Consider the following 20,876-nt stretch of genomic DNA (forward strand, 5'->3'; position numbering starts at 1 on the left):
GGAAGATGATCACTGTGACCGAAGCAACCGCCACCGCGGGAGCACTCAAGCGCCTGACCGACGAGGGCGTCTCGATCTGGCTGGACGACCTGTCGCGCAAGCGGATCAGTACCGGCAACCTCGCCGAGCTCGTCGCGGAGAAGAACGTCGTGGGCGTGACCACGAACCCGTCGATCTTCCAGGCCGCCATCGGCTCAGGCGAGGGGTACGAGGAGCAGCTGGCCGACCTGGCCGTGCGCGGCGTCACGGTCGAGGAGGCCGTGCGGATGATGACGACGCAGGACGTGCGGGCCGCGGCCGACATCCTGCGTTCTGCGTACGACGTGTCACATGGCGCCGACGGCCGGGTCTCCATCGAGGTCGACCCCCGCCTCGCCCACCGCACCGCCGCCACCGTCGCCGAGGCCAAGCAGCTCTTCTGGCTGGTCGACCGCCCCAACGTGATGATCAAGATCCCGGCGACGAAGGCCGGTCTCCCGGCGATCACCGCGGTCGTCGCGGAGGGCATCAGCGTCAACGTCACGCTGATCTTCTCCCTGGAGCGCTACCGCGAGGTCATGGCCGCCTACCTGGCCGGCCTGGAGCAGGCCGCGGCCAAGGGCCTGGACCTCTCCACGATCCACTCCGTGGCCTCCTTCTTCGTCTCCCGCGTCGACAGCGAGATCGACAAGCGGCTGACGGTCATCGGCACCGAAGAGGCGCTCGCGCTGAAGGGACGGGCGGCGCTGGCCAACGCGCGGCTCGCCTACGAGGCGTACGAGCAGGTCTTCGCCGGCGAGCGATGGGCGGCCCTGTCGGCGGCGGGTGCCCACAAGCAGCGCCCCCTGTGGGCCTCCACCGGTGTCAAGGACCCGGCGTACAAGGACACCCTCTACGTCGACGAGCTGGTGGCCCCCGGCACCGTCAACACCATGCCGGAGGCGACGCTGAACGCGACCGCCGACCACGGTGACATCCACGGCGACTCGGTGACCGGCGGCTATGCGCAGGCCCGTGCCGACCTGGAAGCGGTGGAGCGGCTCGGCATCTCCTACGACGAGGTGGTGGGCAAGCTGGAGGACGAGGGCGTCGCCAAGTTCGAGGTGGCCTGGCAGGAGCTGCTGGACGCCGTCACGAAGTCCCTGGACAACAAGGGAGTTGAGGCGTAATGAGCGAGACCGCCAAGGAGGTGCGGGTGCCGGTGGTGCCCGCCGCCGACTGGGACAACCCGTTGCGCGACCCGCGCGACCGGCGACTGCCCAGGGTCGCGGGCCCGTCGGGCCTGGTCATCTTCGGGGTGACCGGCGACCTGTCCCGCAAGAAGCTGATGCCGGCCGTCTACGACCTGGCCAACCGCGGACTGCTGCCGCCGGGCTTCTCGCTCGTCGGCTTCGCCCGCCGGGACTGGGAGGACCAGGACTTCGCCCAGGTCGTCCACGACGCGGTGCGCGAGCACGCCCGGACCCCGTTCCAAGAGGAGGTCTGGCAGCAGCTGGCCGAGGGCATGCGGTTCATCCCCGGTGACTTCGACGACGACACGGCGTTCAAGCAGCTGAAGGCGGCCGTCGACGAGCTGGACGGCTCCCGGGGCACCGGCGGCAACTTCGCGTTCTACCTCTCCGTGCCGCCGAAGTTCTTCCCGAAGGTCGTGCGGCAGCTGAAGAAGGTCGGCCTGGCGACCCCGCCGGCCGGGTCCTGGCGGCGGGCGGTCATCGAGAAGCCGTTCGGCCACGACCTGGCGTCGGCGCAGGAGCTGAACGCGGTGGTGCACGACGTGTTCGATCCGGACCAGGTGTTCCGCATCGACCACTACCTGGGCAAGGAGACCGTCCAGAACATCCTGGCGCTGCGCTTCGCCAACCAGATGTACGAGCCGATCTGGAACCGGTCGTACGTCGACCACGTGCAGATCACCATGGCCGAGGACATCGGCATCGGCGGCCGAGCGGGGTACTACGACGGCATCGGCTCGGCCCGTGACGTCATCCAGAACCACCTGCTCCAGCTGATGGCCCTCACCACGATGGAGGAGCCGATCGCGTTCGACGCGGACGCGCTGCTCACCGAGAAGCTGAAGGTCCTGAAGTCGGTGCGGCTGCCGGAGGACCTGGGGCTGCACACCGTGCGCGGGCAGTACGCCGAGGGCTGGCAGGGCGGCGAGAAGGTGATCGGCTACCTCCAGGAGGAGGGGATCGACCCGAACTCGAAGACCGACACCTACGCGGCCGTCAAGCTGGGCATCGACAACCGCCGCTGGGCGGGCGTCCCCTTCTACCTGCGCACCGGCAAGCGGCTGGGCCGCCGGGTCACCGAGATCGCGGTGGTGTTCAAGCGGGCCCCGCACTCCCCCTTCGACTCCACGGCCACCGAGGAGCTCGGCGCGAACGCGATCGTCATCCGCGTCCAGCCCGACGAGGGCATGACCGTCCGGTTCGGCTCCAAGGTGCCGGGCACCTCGATGGAGATCCGGGACGTGACGATGGACTTCGCGTACGGCGAGTCGTTCACGGAGTCCAGCCCCGAGGCGTACGAGCGGCTCATCCTGGACGTGCTGCTCGGCGACGCCAATCTGTTCCCCCGTCACCAGGAAGTGGAAGAGTCCTGGAAGATCCTCGACCCGATCGAGACGTACTGGGCAAAGCATGGTAAGCCCGCACAGTACCCGTCGGGCAGCTGGGGACCGAAGGAAGCCGACGAGATGCTCGCACGAGACGGACGGAGCTGGCGCAGGCCATGAAGATCGACCTGACCGACACCACGGCAAGCAAGATCAACAAGGCGCTGGTGCAAGGCCGCCGCGCCATCGGCACGCCCGCCGTGGGCATGGTCCTGACGATGGTGATCGTCACGGACGAGGAGAACGCCTACGACTCGATCAAGGCGGCCGAGGAGGCCTCGCACGAGCACCCCTCGCGCACCCTGGTCGTCATCAAGCGGCACGCCCGCACCCTGCGCGACCGCACCGCCTCCCGGCTGGACGCGGAGGTCCGGGTCGGCTCCGAGGCCGGCACCGGTGAGACCGTGGTGCTGCGGACGTACGGCGAGGTCTCCGACCACGCCGACTCGGTGGTGCTGCCGCTGCTGCTGCCGGACGCCCCGGTGGTCGTGTGGTGGCCGGTGGAGGCCCCGGACACGCCGTCCAAGGACCCTCTCGGCGCGCTCGCCCAGCGCCGGATCACCGACATGTACGCGGTCGAGCGGCCGATGCAGGTCCTGGAGACCCGCGCCCGCAACTACGCGCCCGGCGACACCGACCTCGCCTGGACCCGGCTCACCCTGTGGCGGTCCATGCTGGCCGCCGCCCTCGACCAGGCCCGGGTCGACGTGACCTCGGCGGCCGTCGAGGCCGAGGCGGACAACCCCAGCGCCGAACTCCTCGCCCGCTGGCTGGAGGCGCGCCTCAAGGTCAAGGTGGACCGCGTGGTCTCCCCCGGCCCGGTCGTCACGAAGGTACGGCTCGGCACCGCCGCGGGCGAGATCGTCATCGACCGCCCCGAGGGCCCCCTGGCGAGCCTGACCCTGCCGGGCCAGCCGCCGCGGACCCTCGCCCTGAAGGTCCGCCCCACCTCCGAACTGATCGCCGAGGAGCTCCGCCGCCTCGACGCCGACGAGATGTACGCCGTCGCCCTGCGGGGCGAGGGCACCAAGGAGACCGTCTCCCATGCCTGACACCCCCGAGCTCACCCGGCGGCCCGAGTGGGCCGCCCTGGAGGACCACCGGGCCGAGGGACAGCCCGTCCTGCGTGAGCTGTTCGCGGCCGACCCGGCGCGCGCCGAGCGGTACGTCGTACGGGTCGGCGACCTGTACATCGACTACAGCAAGCACCTGATCACGGACGAGACCCTCGCCCTGCTCCAGGAACTGGCCGCCGCCACCGACGTGTTCGGGCTGCGGGACGCCATGTTCCGCGGTGAGAAGATCAACATCACCGAGCGGCGGGCGGTCCTGCACACCGCGCTGCGCGCTCCGCGTGACGCGGCGGTCGAGGTGGACGGGGTGAACGTCGTCCCCGGCGTGCACGCGGTGCTCGACAAGATGAGCGGCTTCGCCGAGCGGGTCCGCTCGGGCGAGTGGACCGGCCACACCGGAAAGCGCATCCGCAACGTGGTCAACATCGGCATCGGCGGCTCGGACCTGGGCCCCGCGATGGCCTACGAGGCGCTGCGAGCCTTCACCGCACGCGAGTTGACGTTCCGTTTCGTGTCCAACGTCGACGGCGCCGACCTGCACGAGGCGACCCGCGACCTGGACCCGGCGGAGACGCTCTTCATCGTCGCCTCGAAGACGTTCACCACGATCGAGACGATCACCAACGCGACCTCGGCCCGCGCCTGGCTCCTCGACGGACTGGGCGGCGACGAGAAGGCGGTGGCCAGGCACTTCGTGGCCCTGTCGACGAACGCCGGCAAGGTGACGGAGTTCGGCATCGACCCGGACAACATGTTCGAGTTCTGGGACTGGGTCGGCGGCCGCTACTCCTTCGACTCGGCGATCGGCCTCTCGCTGATGATCGCCATCGGCCCGGACCGCTTCCGCGAGATGCTGGACGGCTTCCACCTGGTCGACGAGCACTTCCGCACCGCCCCCGCCGAGGCCAACGCACCTTTGCTTCTTGGCCTGTTGGGCATCTGGTACGGCAACTTCCACGACGCCCAGTCGCACGCGGTGCTGCCGTACAGCCACTACCTCTCCAAGTTCACCGCCTACCTCCAGCAGCTCGACATGGAGTCCAACGGCAAGTCGGTGGACCGCGACGGCCGGCCGGTGCAGTGGCAGACCGGTCCGGTGGTGTGGGGCACGCCGGGCACCAACGGGCAGCACGCGTACTACCAGTTGATCCACCAGGGCACCAAGCTGATCCCGGCGGACTTCATCGGCTTCGCCGAGCCGGTCGCCGAGCTGAGCGGTGAACTCAGGGCCCAGCACGACCTGCTGATGGCGAACTTCTTCGCCCAGACCCAGGCGCTGGCCTTCGGCAAGACGGCCGACGAGGTCCGCGCCGAGGGCGTGGCCGAGGAGCAGGTGGCGCACCGCACCTTCAAGGGCAACCACCCGACCACCACGATCCTGGCCCGCGAACTGACCCCGTCGGTCCTCGGCCAGCTCGTCGCCCTCTACGAGCACAAGGTCTTCGTGCAGGGCGCGATCTGGAACATCGACTCCTTCGACCAGTGGGGCGTGGAGCTGGGCAAGGTGCTCGCCAAGCGCATCGAGCCCGCCCTGACGGAGGGCGCGGACGTCCCCGGCCTCGACCCGTCCACCACCGCCCTCGTCTCGACGTACCGAACGCTTAGGAAGTGAATGACATGCAGCTCGGACTGATCGGCCTCGGCAAGATGGGCGGCAACATGCGCGAGCGGATCCGCCGCGCCGGCCACACCGTCATCGGCTACGACCGCAACCCGGACGTCTCCGACGTCAAGTCCCTCGAAGAACTGGTCGAGAAGCTCGACGCCCCGCGCACGGTGTGGGTGATGGTCCCGGCCGGCCACGCCACCCAGTCCGTCGTCGACGAGCTCAAGGACCTGCTGTCCGAGGGTGACACGGTGGTCGACGGCGGCAACTCCCGCTGGACGGACGACGAGAAGCACGCCGCCGAACTCGGCATCAAGGGCATCGGCTTCGTCGACGCCGGCGTCTCCGGCGGCGTGTGGGGCCTGCAGAACGGCTACGCCCTGATGGTCGGCGGCGACAAGCAGTACGTCGAACGCCTCCACCCGATCTTCGAGGCGCTCAAGCCGGAGGGCCCCTACGGCTACGTCCACGCCGGCAAGGTCGGCGCCGGGCACTTCTCCAAGATGGTCCACAACGGCATCGAGTACGCCATGATGCAGGCGTACGCCGAGGGCTGGGAGCTCCTGGAGAAGGTGAAGTCCGTGGACAACGTCCGCGAGGTCTTCCGCTCCTGGCAGGAGGGCACCGTCATCCGCTCCTGGCTGCTCGACCTCGCGGTCAACGCGCTGGACGACGACGAGCACCTGGACAAGCTGAAGGGCTTCGCGCAGGACTCCGGCGAGGGCCGCTGGACCGTCGAGGCGGCGATCGACAACGCGGTGCCGCTGCCGGCGATCACGGCCTCCCTCTTCGCCCGGTTCGCGTCCCGCCAGGACGACTCCCCGCAGATGAAGATGGTCGCGGCGCTGCGCAACCAGTTCGGCGGCCACGCCGTCGAGTCGAAGTAGGTGTGCCGTGGGGGACCTCCTCCTGGTCCGCCACGGTGAGACGGAGTGGAGCGTGTCGGGCCAGCACACCAGCTGGACCGACCTGCCCCTCACCCAGCACGGCGAGGAACAGGCCAAGTCCCTCGCCCCGCTTCTCGCCGGGCGTACCTACGCACGGGTGCTGTCCAGCCCGCTGGACCGCGCGATACGCACGGCCGAACTGGCCGGCCTGACCGGGGTCGTACCAGACCCCGACCTGCACGAATGGGACTACGGCGGCTACGAGGGCGTCACCACGGCGGAGATCCACCGGACCCGTCCCGACTGGTACCTGTGGACCGACGGCGTCCCGCCGGGCCCGGAAGGCCGCCCCGGCGAGTCCCCGGAGCAGGTCGGCGAGCGGGCCGACCGGGTGCTCAGGAAGATCGAGACTGCGCTCGACAGCGGCACGGGTGACGTGGTCCTGGTGGCCCACGCCCACTTCCTGCGGGTGCTGACCGCCCGCCGCCTGGGGCTGCCGCCCGCCGAGGGCCGGCTGTTCCAGCTGGCGACCGGGACGGTCAGCCGGCTCTCCACCGAGCACGGGTGGCCCGTGATCACCGAGTGGAACAAGCAGCCGTAGGACCTTTCGCGACGGCCCGTCAGTGACAACCGACGGGCCGTTTCGGCGTATTGGCCACCGGTAGCCGTGCGCCTGCTTCTACGGCCCCTTGTTTCTACGGCCCCTTGTTTCTACGGCCCCTTTCCTAACTCCTTGTTGAAAGTTTCGCGAAGCCCATAGCCTGTCGCCGCACCGGCGCCGCCGTACGCCACGGCCCGGCCGTCACGGCACGGGAGGGGCAGCCGCGTGAAGCGCACATCGCGCGACATCCGCACCGCGAACCGCTACGAGGTGCTGCGCCAGATCATCGCCCGCTCCCCACCCCCCGGCAGACACTGGCGACCGCCACCGGGCTGGGCGTCGCCACGGTCGCCACGGCGGACCCCGAAGCGCACCGCCGATCCCGCAAGAAGCCGTACCACACCACCTTCATGACGACGGAAGGGATGCGCGGGTCACACCCGCACCGCAAGAGATCGGCCCTCCTGACGGCCGCGGCCGCCCTGGCCGTGGCCGGACCCCTGATGTGCACAGACCTCCAGCACTTCTCCCTGATCCGCGGCCCTCAACTCGCCCATCATCCGGCCCTGTTCGTCATCCCGAACCGGGTGCAACGTTTCACGCAGACTTCGTCCAACCTCTTGCCGAAGTATTAGCCGAAGGTTAACGTCCCGCTCCGCGACGCATTTTCAGCCATCTGGTTTCCGAGGTCCCACGGGCCGTAGGGGCACCGCCGCACTCGACAGACAAGGACGTCAGCATGTCGGCACTCAGCAACAGCAACTGGTCCCGCCGGTCCCTCTTCCGCGCGGCGGCGGGCATGGCCGCCGCCGGCACGCTGGCCGCGTGCGGCGGCAACAACGGCAGAGGCGGGGGGAGCGGGTCGGGCACGCAGCTCACCCAGTACTTCCACGCCTACGGCGAGGCGGGGACGGAGCAGGCCCTCAAGCGCTACGCGGCGGCGTACAAGAAGGCCGACGTGAGCACCAACTGGATCACGGGCAACAACTTCGAGTCCGCGCTGTTCGCGGCCCTGCTCACCAAGAAGGCGCCCGACGTCTTCGAGTTCCACCCGCAGCTGCAACTCGTCAAGAGCGGCCAGGTGGCGGACCTGAGCGACATCATCGACCCGGTCAAGGACGACTTCAACCCGAACGACATCAACTCCCACACGGTCGACGGGAAGATCTACGGGATCCGGATGATCGACGACCCGCAGTTCTTCTACTACCGCAAGTCGATGCTGGAGAAGGCGAAGGTGGAGGTCCCGACCACCCTCGAGGAGCTGATAGAGGCCGCCGCCAAGCTGACCACCAGCAAGGTCAAGGGCGTCTTCCTCGGCAACGACTTCAGCGCGATCCAGAACCCCATCATCTGGTCCGCCGGCGCCGACACCATCAACGACAAGCACGAGATCGCCTACCACACGGACGGCGTCGTCGGCGGCCTCAAGCAGCTTCGCAAGCTGTTCACCAGCGGCAACGTGCTCCTGGACGCCCCGACCGACTTCTGGGACCCGTCCTCGCTCAACCAGGGTCTGTGCGCGATCCAGTGGGGCGGCATGTGGTCCATGCCCGCCATGCAGCAGGCCCTCGGTGACGACCTCGGCATCTTCCCGTTCCCGAAGATCGGCAGCGCGGGCAAGCTGTCCGTCTACAACGGCGGCTGGTCGATCTTCGTCAACGCCAAGGGCAGGAACGTCGACGCGGCCAAGGAGTACGTCAAGTGGCTGTGGATCGACCAGAAGCAGTACCAGGAGGACTGGGCCACCTCGTACGGCTTCCACATCCCACCGCGCACCTCGATCGCCGGCGGGGCCACCAAGCTCAAGTCCGGCCTGGCCGCCGAGGGCGTGAAGCTCTTCACCGACTACGGCCACTTCGACAACATCGCCTACGACCAGACCATGCAGACCGCGTTCGCCGACGTGATCGCGTCCTCCGTCCGCAAGGACGGCGACCCGGAGGCGGCGCTCGACGCCTGTGACAAGAAGGTCGACGTCGAGCTCAAGAAGCTGTTCGGATAGGCCTCCGGGAAGACCACGACATGTCGACCACCACCACACGCGGGGTCGCCCAGCCCGCCCCGGCCAAGGCCGCCGCGGCCCGGCCACGGCGAGGCCTGCGGGGCAACCCGACCGTGAACTTCTGGCTCTTCACCGGGCCCTTCCTCCTCGGCCTGGCGATCTTCGTCGTCGTGCCGATCGGCTGGAGCGTCTGGCTCAGCTTCTTCGACGCCCGCTACACCGTCACGCCGAGCCATTTCATCGGCTTCGACAACTACAAGCAGATCCTGACCAACAGCGGCTTCCCCGACTCGCTGCTGACGTTCACCGTGTTCGCCGCGTTCATCGTGCCGACCACCTGGGCGCTCTCCCTGGGGCTGGCCCTGCTCGTGAACCAGCTGCGGTTCATGCGGGCGTTCTTCCGGTCGGTGTTCTTCCTGCCGACCGCCGTCTCGTACGTGGCCGCCGCCCTGATCTGGAAGATGTCCATCTTCAGCGGTGTCCGCTTCGGGCTCGCGAACACGGTCATCGGGTGGTTCGGCGTCGACACCGTCGCCTGGATGTCCAACCCCACGCCGCCCTGGTACTGGCTGGTCATCGTGACGCTGCGGCTGTGGATCCAGGCGGGCTTCTACATGATCCTGTTCCTGGCGGCGCTGCAGAACATCCCGGCCGAGCTCTACGAGGCCGCCGCCATCGACGGTGCCAAGCGGGGCCTGCAGACCTTCCGGTACATCACGCTGCCCCAGCTGCGCGCCACCTCGACCGCGGTGATCCTGCTGCTGCTCATCGCCGCCTACCAGGCGTTCGACGAGTTCTTCAACATCGTCGGGCAGAAGGCGACCTGGGCCCAGACACCGCTCATGGAGCTCTACAAGACCGCCCTCGGCACCAGCCAGGACTACGGCGCGGGCAGCGCCGGCGCGGTCGTCCTGTCGCTGCTCATCTGCCTCGTCACCCTGATCCAGGGCAAGTTCATGGGATTCGGAAGGGGGGACGAGTCCACGTGACCACCACCGCACCGCAGGCCGGCAAGCGGCGCAGGAGAGGCGGGGGCGTCCTCGGCAACACCGGGCTGTACGTCGCCGTCGGCATCGCCGCTCTGCTCTTTCTGATCCCCTTCTACCTGATCGTCCGCAACGCCCTCTCCACGGACCTGGAGATCACCGGCGAGAACTGGAAGCTGCTGCCCTCCTTCCAGTGGGGCAACATCTCCGAGCTGTTCGACGATCCCACGGTCGAGTTCGGCCGTTCCATGGTGAACTCGCTGGTCGTCGCCGTCCTGACCACGGCCGGCACGCTCCTGGTGTGCTCGCTGGCCGGCTACGGCCTGGCCCGCATCCCGTACCGGCACGCCAACAAGGTCTTCTACGCGGTCCTGGCCACCCTGATGGTCCCCACGGCCGTCACCTTCGTGCCCAGCTTCGTGCTGGTCTCGTCCCTCGGCTGGGTGGACACCTACCGCGGTCTGATCATCCCGGGCCTGTTCAGTGGTTTCACCTGCTTCCTGTTCCGGCAGTACTTCCTCGGATTCCCGAAGGAGCTGGAGGAGGCGGCACGCGTGGACGGGCTCGGCTACTGGGGCGCGTACTGGCGGATCGTCGTACCCAACTCGCTGAACTTCTTCGCGGCGATCGCCACGATCACGTTCATCAGCGCCTGGAACTCCTTCCTGTGGCCACTGGTCATCGGTCAGGACCCCAGCTCCTGGACCGTGCAGATCGCGCTCTCCTCCTTCATGACCAACCAGACCGTCAACTTCCACCTGATCTTCATGGCCACCGCCGTCTCCATCCTCCCCCTGGTGTTCGTCTTCCTCTTCCTCCAGCGCTGGCTGGTGCAGGGGATCGCGCAGACCGGCATCAAGGGCTGAGCCGGCCCGAACCACCCCTGGAACCACACCTCGTACACACCCTCGAAAGACCTGGAGACCGATGTCTTTCCGCTCCGCCACGGCTGTCGGCTACGTCGAGGACGTCTCGCCGGGCTCCGGGGCCCTGCCGCCCCGCGCCTGGTACCCCACGTCGGACGCCGCGTCCCTCTCCCTGAACGGCAGTTGGCGTTTCCGGCTGTCGCCGACGGCGGACGCGGAGGACGACACGTTCGCCGCACCGGGGTACGACGCCGGCGGCTGGGCTGAGGTGTCGGTCCCGGGCCACTGGGTGCTCCAGGGGCACGGCGCGCCGATCTACACGAACCACCTCTACCCGTTCCCGGTCGACCCGCCGAGGGTGCCGACCGAGAACCCCACCGGTGACCACCTGCGGTTCTTCGACCTGCCCGCCGACTGGGACCCGGCGGACGGCGGGACGGTGCTGCGCTTCGACGGCGTCGAGTCCTGCGCCCGGGTGTGGCTGAACGGCACCGGCATCGGCGAGTTCAAGGGCTCCCGGCTGCCGCACGAGTTCGCGGTCGGCCATCTGCTCAGGCCGGCCGGCAACGTGCTGGCCGTCCGCGTGCACCAGTGGTCCGCGGGCTCCTACCTGGAGGACCAGGACCAGTGGTGGCTGCCCGGCATCTTCCGGGACGTGACCCTCCTGCACCGCCCGGCGGGCGGCGTCCGCGACTTCTTCGTGCACGCCTCCTACGACCACGTCGGCGGCGCGGGCACGCTGCGCGTCGACTCCGAGGTGCCCGGCAGGGTCACCGTCCCGGAGCTGGGCGTCGACGTGGCCACCGGCGAGCCGGTCACCGTCCCGGTCGAGGCGTGGACGGCCGAGACCCCGCGGCTGTACGACGGGGTGCTGGCCACCGAGGGCGAGCGGGTGCCGCTGCGGATCGGTTTCCGGACGGTCGGGCTCGCCGACGGGCTGATCAAGGTCAACGGCAGGCCGGTCCTCTTCAAGGGCGTCAACCGGCACGAGTGGCACCCCCGGACGGGCCGCGCCCTCGACCTGGAGACCATGCGTGCGGACGTGCTGCTGATGAAGCGGCACAACATCAACGCCGTCCGCACCTCCCACTACCCGCCGCACCCGGCCTTCCTCGACCTGTGCGACGAGTACGGCCTGTGGGTGATCGACGAGTGCGACCTGGAGACTCACGGCTTCACCGAGCAGGCCTGGCGGGACAACCCGGTCGACGACGACCGCTGGACCCCGGCACTGCTGGACCGGGCGGCCCGGACGGTCGAGCGCGACAAGAACCACCCCTCGGTGGTGATCTGGTCCCTGGGCAACGAGGCCGGCACCGGTCGGGGCCTGACCGCGATGGCCGAGTGGATCCACGGCCGGGACGCGTCGCGGCTCGTGCACTACGAGGGTGACATCGACTGCCGTGACACGGACGTCTACTCACGGATGTACGCCGACCACGGCGAGGTCGAGCGGATCGGCCGCAAACTGGACGGCGGCACCCGTCGGCGTCGTCAACTGCCCTTCATCCTCTGCGAGTACGGGCACGCCATGGGCAACGGTCCCGGTGGCCTCGCCGACTACCAGCGGATCTTCGAGTCGTACGACCGGCTCCAGGGCGGCTTCGTCTGGGAGTGGATCGACCACGGCGTCGAGGACGAGCGGTACGGCTACGCCTACGGTGGCGACTTCGGCGAGGAGCTGCACGACGGGAACTTCGTCTGCGACGGACTGGTCTTCCCGGACCGGGAGCCCTCTCCCGGGCTGGTGGAGTACAAGAAGGTGATCGAGCCCGTCCGGTTCGAGGGCGACGGCGCGGGCGGGACCGTACGCGTCACCAACAGGTACGACTTCGCCGATCTGTCCGCGCTGGACTTCGAGTGGTCGTACCAGGTCGGCGGGGAGAGCGTGGCGTCGGGCTCGTTGGCCGTACCGGCGCTGGCGGCCGGTGAGTCGGCGGAGGTGAAGCTGCCGGAGCGGCCGGTCGCCGCCGGGAGCGGCGAGACGCGGTGGACGGTGCGGGCGGTGCTGGCGGCGGACACCGGCTGGGGGCCGCGGGGGCACGTGGTCGCCTGGGGCCAGTTCCCGGTCTCGGGGCGGCAGTCGCCGTCGTTCGTCGCCTCCGCGGGACCTGTGGTGTCCGGCGACGGGTCGATCAGCCTCGGCCCGGCTGTCTTCGACGCCCGCAGCGGGGCGTTGCGGAGCATCGGCTCGGTGGCGGTGACCGGACTGCGGCTGGACGTGTGGCGGGCGACGACCGACAACGACGACGGTGCCGCCTGGCGGAGCGACATCCGCTACGGCGCGCTGTGGCGGAAGTTCGGCCTGCACCGGATGCGGCACCGCCTGGACGCGGTGGAGCCGTCCGCCGGCGCCCTGACCGTGCGCACCCGGGTGGCGCCCGCCGCCTGGGAGTTCGGGCTGGGGACCGTGTACCGCTGGAGCACCGACGGCAGCCGCCTCCGGCTCACCGTCTCCGTGACCCCCGACGGCGACTGGACGGTGCCGCTGCCCCGGCTCGGTGTCCGCTTCGGGCTGGCGGCGGCGGACCGGGTGCGGTGGTTCGGCGGCGGCCCGGGCGAGGCGTATCCGGACACCAGGGCGGCCTCGGCGGTGGGCCGTTGGCAGTCGACGGTGGACGAGATGCAGACGCCGTATCTGCGTCCGCAGGAGAACGGGGCCCGCGCGGACGTCCGTTGGGCGGAGCTCGGCGGACTGCGCGTCGAGGGCGACCCGGAGTTCTGGTTCACGGCGCGCCGCTGGACCACCGAAGAGCTGGACGCGGCCGCTCACCGCAGCGACCTCACCCCCGGCGACACCGTGTGGGTCAACCTGGACCACGGCCAGCACGGCATCGGCTCGCAGTCCTGCGGGCCGGGTGTCCTGCCGCAGTACCGGCTTCACGCCAAACCTGCCGAGTTCTCCTTCGTGTTCTCGGACATCGGCTGATCCGGCGCGCGGTCACCCTCCGTGGCCCGGTCCGCAGCGGTACAGGGTGTAGGCCGCGACGCGCACCGGCGCGCAGTGGCCGATGGCCCAGCGGACCAGGGCCCGGCCCGGGGTCCGCGCGCCCCGGGCGCGGTGGCTGAGGTCGTCCGCGGAGAGCAGGACGTAGCGGAGCCGTCCGGTGTCGATCAGGTGGTGGAAGGTGCCGGGTGCCGGGTAGGGCACGTGGGCGGTGAAGCCGCCGAGCGGGAGGACGGCGGCGTTGTCCGAGAGGATGTACGGCGCCGCCATCTGCCAGCGGGGCACGGCGGCCAGGTAGCGGGCGCCGTCTCGGTGGGCGGTGAGGTAGGCGAGGACGCGCCGCTGGGCCGGGTCCAGGGCGGCGGCGCCGTTGCGGGTGGCGATGCTGCCGGGGCCGATCCGGCCGAACCCGCCGGGCTGGTTGTAGCGCAGCGAGGTCGCGGACACGGACCAGACCGTGGGGACGACCAGGACCGCGGCGAGGGCGACGGCCAGGGCGGTCCGGCGCGGGCGTGACCCGCCGACGGCGAAGAGGACGAGCGCCGGCAGGCCGAGGACCGCGGCGGCACCGACCGACCAGGGGAAGAAGCGCGGATAGTACAGGGTGAGGGCCGCGCACCAGCCGACGTTGACGGCGAGGACCGCGCACAGCACGCTCCGGTGCCGCACCCGGGTCACCGCCGTCGCGGCCAGGGCCGACAGCCCCACCGCCACCACGCCCATGTAGTAGGTGTGCCCGGTCACGCTGCCGAAGCTGAAGACCAGGAAGAACGTCACCAGCCAGCCGCCCCACAGCAGGTACCCGGCCAGGAAGGGATCGGTGCGCGGTGGGCGGCGGCGCCACAGGCCGTACAGCCCGGCTGCCAGGCCCAGCGCCGCCAGCGGGTACAGCCAGCCCGTCTGGCTGGCCAGTCCGGGGCTGAACATCTTCCAGACGCTGTCCCCCATCCCCACAGAAGCCGTGCCGTGCGCCCGGCCGGCGACGACGCTCCCGGTGCCGGCCGCGTCGACGCCCAGCGCCTGGAAGCGGTTCAGGAAGTTGTAGCCGACGACCAGGGCGACCGGCGAGTTGTCGGTCGTGCCGTCCAGGTAGGGGCGGGCGGCGGCCGGGGTGAGGCCGGCGGCCAGCATCCAGGACAGGGACACCGCCAGCATGGCCGCGCCGGACACGGCGAGGTCCCGGATCCGGCGGCGCAGCGTGGTCGGGGCGGCCACCAGATAGGTCACGGCCAGCGCGGGCAGCACCGCCCAGGCCTCCAGCATCTTGCACTGGAAGGCCGCCCCGACCCAGACACCCGCCAGGACGAGGGAGCGCAGCCACGCCCGGACGGTGGCCCGCTGGGTGGCCTCGGCGGCCAGCAGCAACAGCAGGACGAAGGGCGCGTCCTCGGTGACCGAGCGGCCGAGGCCGACGGTCACCGGGGTGAGCGTGAGGAAGGCGGCGGCCAGCAGCCCCGCCGGTACGCCGGCCCAGCGCCGTACCACCGTGTGGAGCAGGACCACCGAGGCCACGCCCTCCAGGGCCTGCGGGACCACCAGGGACCACGGGTGGAAGCCGAGGACCAGCGCCGACAGGGCCTGCGGCCACAGGAAGCCGGGCAGCTTGTCCAGGGTGATGGAGTTGCCCGGGTCGAAGGAGCCGTAGAGGAAGGCGACCGGGTTGTCGGTCATGCTGCGGACCGCGCTCGCGTAGAAGGTGTGGTACGCGCTGTGCCAGATGCCCCAGAAGTCGAGCAGCGCGGCGACGGCGGCGATGCCCGCGAGGACCGGCCGTTCGTAGCGCCGGGTAGGGCTGCGCGCAGGGGGTGGCGGCTCCTCGACACGGTCGAGCGGCTCGGCACTGACAGGGCTCGGCATCGCGGACGGCCTCCAGGACTCCCGGTATCCAGGACTTCCAGAACGCCCCGGAGTGCTACGGCCTGTAGGACGACCGGACTCCGGCGAACGTCACGTCCGGGTTGTCAAGGAACATCCAGGATGTTCGTGAGTATCGGTCATGGAGGCTGTAAGAATCCCGAACCGCGCCCGTCTCTCATCGGTCGGCGTGCTGGGCGGCGAGGCGCACCGGGGCGTTCCGGGCGCCGTATCCGCGGTATCCGGGATCCCGCTCGACCAGTTCGAAGAACACCCGGCCGACCGTCCGCGTGTAGCAGTGCCGGAAGACGCCGCCCGCGTCCCGGTCGTAGAGGATGCCGAGGTCGCGGTACGTGTCCAGCTCGGCGTCGGAGAGGTCGTACCGGGCGGCGAGGTCGTCGTGGTAGTTGGCGGGGATGGGCAGCAGACCGCCGCCGGCCGCCCGGAAGGCACGGGCGGCGGCGACCACGTCCGGGACGGCCAGGGCGATGTGCTGGGCGTGCAGGGTGTCGTCGGCCGGGGCCGCGCCGACCCCGAGGACGATCCGGACGCTGCCGTCGGCGTTGCTGACGGCGCGGGAGCGCAGCAGTCCGTAGGGGTCGGCGACGTCGACGCTCTCCTGGGGGTGCAGGCCGAGGACGCCGCGGTGGAAGAGGACCGCCTCGTCGTACTGGTGCCAGGGCTGGGTGAGCGCGAGGTGGTCGATGCGCGCCCCGGCCGACCCCGGCCCGTGCGGCACCGCGGCGAAGTCGTCCCGCCAGTGCGGGAGTTCGGGGTCGTGGCCAGTGGCGCAGAAGAACAGCTCGGTGCCGTCGGGTGCGGCGACCGCGTCGAGCGGGGCGTCCTCGGGGGCGCGGCGGCGGGGCAGCACGGGGGCGAGCAGGGCCTCGGCCCGTCGGGCGGCGGCCCGCGGGTCCGGTGACTCCAGGCCGATCGCGGCGAGGCCGGTGCCGTCGATGGGGGTCCCCCCGCTCGAGCGAAGCCGAGAGTGGGGGAGGGCGGCGGGACCGGTGTTGACCAGGATCCGGGCCTCGCCCTGCTCCCAGAGGTCGACGGGCTTGCTCCGATGACGTGCGGTGCGGGCGAAGCCCAGAGCCCCGAGCAACGCCGAGACGGGTTCGGCGTCCGGCGTGACGAGTTCGGCGAAGGCGACCCCCGTCGGTACGACCGGCGCGGGCAACTCCCCTACCCCGAGTGCCTCGTGCAGCACCAGCAGCGAACGGTGCGCGTCGACGGCGGCCGGCCCGGCCTTGGCCTGCCGGAAGACGTCGTTGAAGACTTCGAGGGAGAGCGGCCCGTCGTACCCGGCGCGCAGCACGTGCCGCACGAGCCCGGCGACGTCGAACCCGCCCTGCCCGGGGAAGCACCGGTAGTGCCGGCTCCACTGGAGCACGTCCATCGCGAGCATCGGGGCATCGGCCAGCTGGAGGAAGAAGATCTTCGCACCGGGGATGTCCTCGATGCCCTGGGGATCGGATCCGCGGGACAGGATGTGGAAGCTGTCGAGGCAGGTGCCGAGGGCGGGGTGGCCGGCCGCCTCGACGATCCGCCAGGCGTGGTCGTACGTGCTGACGTGCCGCCCCCAGGCGAGCGCCTCGTAGGCGACGCGGATGCCGAAGTCCTGTGCCAGGTCGGCGAGTCGAGCCAGCTGGGAGGCGGCGAGATCGTCGTCGTCGATCGTGAGCGGCGAGACGGAGGAGCAGACGAGGACGGTGTCGGCGCCCAGTTCCCGCATGAGCTCGAACTTGTGCCGGGCGCGGCGCAGATTGCGTGCGAACTCGCCGTCGGGGACGGCTTCGATGTCCCGCACGGGCTGGTAGAGATCGACGGTCAGTCCGAGATCGGCGCACCGGGCCCGTATCTCGCGGGGAGACAGCGGACTGGCCAGCAGATCGTTCTCGAAGATCTCCACGCCGTCGAACCCGGCCCGGGAGGCGGCGGTGAGCTTTTCGGTGAGTGACCCACTGAGTGAGACAGTAGCGATGGAAGTACGCATGACCCTTTTCCTCGGGGATGTGCAGCGCCCCCGCTCCCGGGGGCGCTGGGGGTACCCCCGGCCGAAGGCTGGGGGAGGAACCGCGCGACCAGCCGCAATCGGCCCGCGCCGGTCACACAACCTGCCCCGCCGGCCGCTCGCCCAGCTCCGCGATGTCGGCGAGCATCCGACCGCTGTCCGGCTCCCGCCCCGTGAACAACCGAAACGCGTCCGCCGCCTGGAACGCAGCCATACCGCCCCCGTCCAGCACCGCACACCCCAGCGCCCGAGCGGTCCGCAGCAGCTCCGTGTCCAGCGGCCGGTACACCACCTCGGCCACCCACAACCCGGGACGCAGCAACTCCGTGGGCACCGGCAGCCCCGGATGCGCAGCCATCCCGGTGGGCGTCGCGTGGACGAGCCCGTCCGCGCCGGCCAGCAATTCCGGCAGCCGCTCCAGACCCGCGGCCACCGCGCGGCCCGCCCCGAACTGCCCGCACAGCTGCTGGGCCAGCCCTGCCGCCCGGTCGGCCACCGCGTCCACGACCGTGACCCGCCCGGCCCCCAGCGTGAGCGTCGCATGCGCGACGGCGGCCCCGGCGCCCCCGGCACCGAGCTGTACGACCCTCTCCAGCGGAGCGTCCCGCAGGCCGCGTGCGAACGACGCCGCGAACCCGGTCACGTCCGTGTTGTGGCCGACGGCCCGCCCGCCGTCCTCGAAGACCACCGTGTTGACGGCACCGAGCGCCTCGGCCTGCGGGGAGAGTGCGTCCAGGTGCTCGATGACCAGCTGCTTGCAGGGGTGCGTGATGTTCAGCCCGTCGAAGCCGAGATCGCGGGCCGCCCGCACCAGCCGCCCGACGGCCTCCGGCGGAACACCGGCCACGTCGATGTCGATCAGCCGGTACAGGTACCGCAGTCCCTGCCGGTCGGCCTCGCGCTGGTGCAGGGCGGGGCTGAGCGACGGGCCGATGCCGGAACCGATCAGTCCGACGAGATACGAGTCCTTGGCCACGTGGCCCTCCAGAGCGGCATCGCGAACGCTAATGTACGAACTAGTACGTTAGCTATAACACCGGAGAACCCGGCGGGGGAAGACCTCGGGGGCACCGCCTCCGTCCCGGGCTTCTACAATCTCCGCACCGGCCTCCCCCCGCGAAGGAGCCCGACAGGAACCCGAGGGAACCCGATGACCAGCGTCGACGAACCGGCACAGACCAACGGGCGGCTCCGTGACGCCGTCCGCACCCGGGCCGAGATCCTCGACGTGGCCACCCAGGAGTTCGCCCGGGCCGGCTACGACGGGGCCCGCGTCGACGAGATCGCGGCCCGCACCCGCACCACGAAACGGATGATCTACTACTACTTCGGCGGCAAGGAGCAGCTGTTCACGGCGGTCCTGGAGCGCGCGTACGGCGTGATCCGCGAGGCCGAGCAGCAGCTTGACGTCGAGCACCTGGACCCGGTCGCGGCGATCCGCCGGCTCGCCGAGCTGACCTTCGACCACCACGAGCAGCACCCGGACTTCATCCGCCTGGTCAGCATCGAGAACATCCATGGCGCCGAGCACATCGCGGCCTCCGAGAAGCTCGGCAGGATCGGCTCGCCGGCCCTGGAGGTGATCCGCCGGATCCTGGCCGCCGGGCAGGAGTCCGGCCTTTTCACCGCCGACGTGGACGCCGTCGACCTGCACGCGATGATCAGCTCGTTCTGCTTCTTCCGGGTGGCCAACCGGGCGACCTTCGGCGCCCTCTTCGGCCGCGACCTGGTGGACCCGGCGCAGCGCGCGCACTACCGGGCCATGCTCGGCGACATGGTGATCGCCTACCTGACCGCGGAGCGCGCGGCGGACTGACCGCGCCGGGCGGCGGACACCCGACGCGGACCCGGGCGGGACCGTACGGGACCGGCGCGACCTCTTGACACCGGGGTAACGCGAGCGCAACATCCGTACCCATCGCGACTAACTATCCAGTGGGTTAATTAGCACCCGGCCCCTGGCCCGCCGACCCCCGTCATCCCTGGGAACCGGCCTTCTCCCCCGCCGCTCACTCCGCCTGCGTTGGAGTTCCCCGAAGGAGCACCGCCGTGTCCGTCCCCGCCCAGCCCGCCGCCACCGCCGTACCACCCGGTGGCCAGCCGAGGAAGGCCGCCCTGGCCGCCTGGATCGGCAGCGCCCTGGAGTACTACGACTTCTTCATCTACGGCAGCGCGGCCGCGCTGATCTTCCCCAAGGTCTTCTTCGACGAGTCGGACCCGGCCGACGCCACCCTGCTGTCGCTGGCCACGTTCGGGGTGGCGTACGCGGCCCGCCCGGTCGGCGCGCTGTTCCTCGGGCACTTCGGGGACCGGATCGGCCGCAAGAAGATCATGGTCTTCACGCTGCTGCTGATGGGCCTGTCGACGTTCCTGATCGGCTGCCTGCCGACCCGCGCCCAGGTGGGCGGGCTTGCGCCGGTGCTGCTGGTGCTGTGCCGGGTGCTGCAGGGCATATCGGCGGCCGGAGAGCAGGCCAGCGCCAGTTCCATGAGCCTCGAACACGCGCCGCCGGACCGGCGGGGCTTCTTCACCAGTTTCACGCTCGGCGGCACCCAGGGCGGTCAGCTGATCGCCACCCTGGTCTTCATCGCGGTCTCGCAACTGCCCGAGCACCAGCTGATGTCGTGGGGCTGGCGGGTGCCGTTCTGGCTGAGTGTCCTGGTGGCCGTGGTCGGCTGGTTCATCCGGCGCAGGCTCCAGGAGACCCCGGCCTTCGCCGAACAGGCGGCGGCCGAGGGTGTCGTACGGCTGCCGCTGGTGACGCTGCTGCGGTACCACTGGGCGGACGTGCTGCGGGTGATCGGGGGTGCGCTGATCGCCTCGGTGAGCACGATCTTCACGGTGTGGGCGCTGGCGTACGCGACGAGCGACTCGGTCGGGATGTCGAAGACGTCGATGCTGTGGGTGGGCGCGGTCGCGAACCTGGTGGCGCTGGGCGCGATCCCGGCGTGGGCCGCGCTGTCGGACCGGATCGGCCGGCGGCCCGTGTACCTGGCCGGCGCGGTGGGCAGCGCGGTGGCGATGTTCGGCTACCTGTGGGCGGTCTCCACCGGCTCGTACCCGCTGGTCATGCTTCTCGGGATCGTCGCCTTCGGTGTCGTCTACAGCGCGGCGAACGGTGTCTGGCCGTCCTTCTACGGCGAGATGTTCTCGACCCGGGTGCGGCTGTCGGGCATGGCGATCGGCACCCAGATCGGGTTCGCGGTGGCCGGTTTCGCGGTGACCTTCGCGGCGCGGATCGCGGGACCGGGCGGCGACGACTGGTCGGCGGTGGCGCTGTTCACGGCCGCGCTGTGCGTGCCGCCGGTGATCGCCGCGCTGTCCGCCCGCGAGACCCACGCGGTGGCCACGGAGGACCTCGGGTCCCGCACCCTGCGCGAGGCGTCCCGGCCGGAGACCGTGACGGCCTGAGCCCCCGGCGCGGCAGCCGGCACGCGTCCG

At 70.6% G+C, this 20,876-nt stretch carries 15 protein-coding genes and 1 pseudogene; 13 read left to right on the forward strand and 3 right to left on the reverse strand.

Annotation, left to right across the window (positions count from 1 at the left end; translation table 11 throughout):
- Window positions 1-5 precede the first annotated feature (5 nt).
- The 11 genes and pseudogenes from tal to BLW82_RS06650 all read left to right on the forward strand — a co-directional run bounded on the left by tal (window position 6) and on the right by BLW82_RS06650 (window position 13,549).
- Entirely contained in the window at window positions 6-1,148 is a 1,143-nt protein-coding gene (tal, locus tag BLW82_RS06605; RefSeq protein ID WP_093497921.1) for a transaldolase, read from the forward strand.
- Window positions 1,148-2,716, forward strand: a complete 1,569-nt coding sequence (zwf, locus tag BLW82_RS06610; protein ID WP_093497922.1) for a glucose-6-phosphate dehydrogenase — start codon at window positions 1,148-1,150, stop codon at window positions 2,714-2,716. Before tal ends, zwf begins: the two co-directional genes overlap by 1 nt.
- Window positions 2,713-3,648: a glucose-6-phosphate dehydrogenase assembly protein OpcA gene (gene opcA, locus BLW82_RS06615; RefSeq protein WP_093497923.1), complete on the forward strand. Its 936-nt coding sequence runs from the start codon at window positions 2,713-2,715 to the stop codon at window positions 3,646-3,648. The genes zwf and opcA overlap by 4 nt, the downstream gene beginning before the upstream one ends.
- Window positions 3,641-5,281, forward strand: a complete 1,641-nt coding sequence (gene pgi, locus BLW82_RS06620; protein ID WP_093497924.1) for a glucose-6-phosphate isomerase — start codon at window positions 3,641-3,643, stop codon at window positions 5,279-5,281. Before opcA ends, pgi begins: the two co-directional genes overlap by 8 nt.
- Before the next feature lie 5 nt (window positions 5,282-5,286).
- Window positions 5,287-6,162 (forward strand): phosphogluconate dehydrogenase (NAD(+)-dependent, decarboxylating), encoded by an 876-nt coding sequence (gene gnd / locus BLW82_RS06625; RefSeq protein ID WP_093497925.1) that lies wholly within the window; start codon window positions 5,287-5,289, stop codon window positions 6,160-6,162.
- A 7-nt stretch (window positions 6,163-6,169) separates the two neighbouring features.
- On the forward strand, window positions 6,170-6,763 hold the full coding sequence (locus tag BLW82_RS06630; RefSeq protein WP_093497926.1) for a histidine phosphatase family protein: 594 nt from the start codon (window positions 6,170-6,172) through the stop codon (window positions 6,761-6,763).
- Window positions 6,764-6,988: 225 nt separating this feature from the next.
- Window positions 6,989-7,119, forward strand: a pseudogene (locus tag BLW82_RS45180) (transcriptional regulator); the annotation flags it as partial.
- A 383-nt stretch (window positions 7,120-7,502) separates the two neighbouring features.
- The gene (locus BLW82_RS06635) at window positions 7,503-8,768 is read left to right on the forward strand and encodes an ABC transporter substrate-binding protein (RefSeq protein WP_093497927.1); all 1,266 of its coding nucleotides are present in this window, start codon (window positions 7,503-7,505) and stop codon (window positions 8,766-8,768) included.
- 20 nt (window positions 8,769-8,788) lie between these two features.
- The gene (locus BLW82_RS06640) at window positions 8,789-9,757 is read left to right on the forward strand and encodes a carbohydrate ABC transporter permease (RefSeq protein ID WP_093497928.1); all 969 of its coding nucleotides are present in this window, start codon (window positions 8,789-8,791) and stop codon (window positions 9,755-9,757) included.
- Complete coding sequence (locus BLW82_RS06645; protein ID WP_093497929.1) at window positions 9,754-10,620, forward strand: carbohydrate ABC transporter permease; 867 nt, start codon at window positions 9,754-9,756, stop codon at window positions 10,618-10,620. The genes BLW82_RS06640 and BLW82_RS06645 overlap by 4 nt, the downstream gene beginning before the upstream one ends.
- Before the next feature lie 61 nt (window positions 10,621-10,681).
- Complete coding sequence (locus tag BLW82_RS06650) at window positions 10,682-13,549, forward strand: glycoside hydrolase family 2 TIM barrel-domain containing protein (RefSeq protein WP_093497930.1); 2,868 nt, start codon at window positions 10,682-10,684, stop codon at window positions 13,547-13,549.
- Between the two features lie 12 nt (window positions 13,550-13,561).
- Here the strand turns inward: BLW82_RS06650 and BLW82_RS06655 are convergent, their stop codons facing one another.
- The 3 genes from BLW82_RS06655 to BLW82_RS06665 form a co-directional block, all read right to left on the reverse strand.
- A complete protein-coding gene (locus BLW82_RS06655) occupies window positions 13,562-15,424 on the reverse strand; it encodes a glycosyltransferase family 39 protein (RefSeq protein WP_093497931.1) in 1,863 nt (620 codons plus the stop codon).
- 175 nt (window positions 15,425-15,599) lie between these two features.
- Window positions 15,600-17,417: a bifunctional sugar phosphate isomerase/epimerase/4-hydroxyphenylpyruvate dioxygenase family protein gene (locus BLW82_RS06660; protein ID WP_093497932.1), complete on the reverse strand. Its 1,818-nt coding sequence runs from the start codon at window positions 17,415-17,417 to the stop codon at window positions 15,600-15,602.
- A 112-nt stretch (window positions 17,418-17,529) separates the two neighbouring features.
- Window positions 17,530-18,411 carry a shikimate dehydrogenase gene (locus BLW82_RS06665; protein ID WP_093497933.1) on the reverse strand — a complete coding sequence of 294 codons (882 nt, stop codon included), beginning with the start codon at window positions 18,409-18,411 and terminating at the stop codon, window positions 17,530-17,532.
- Window positions 18,412-18,585: 174 nt separating this feature from the next.
- On the opposite strand from BLW82_RS06665, the gene BLW82_RS06670 reads away from it, so the two are divergent.
- Together BLW82_RS06670 and BLW82_RS06675 are read left to right on the forward strand one after the other, a co-directional pair.
- Entirely contained in the window at window positions 18,586-19,251 is a 666-nt protein-coding gene (locus BLW82_RS06670; protein ID WP_093497934.1) for a TetR/AcrR family transcriptional regulator, read from the forward strand.
- 233 nt (window positions 19,252-19,484) lie between these two features.
- On the forward strand, window positions 19,485-20,846 hold the full coding sequence (locus tag BLW82_RS06675) for an MFS transporter (protein WP_093497935.1): 1,362 nt from the start codon (window positions 19,485-19,487) through the stop codon (window positions 20,844-20,846).
- Window positions 20,847-20,876 lie beyond the last annotated feature (30 nt).

The sequence above is a fragment of the Streptomyces sp. Ag109_O5-10 genome (assembly GCF_900105755.1).
Lineage (GTDB): Bacteria > Actinomycetota > Actinomycetes > Streptomycetales > Streptomycetaceae > Streptomyces.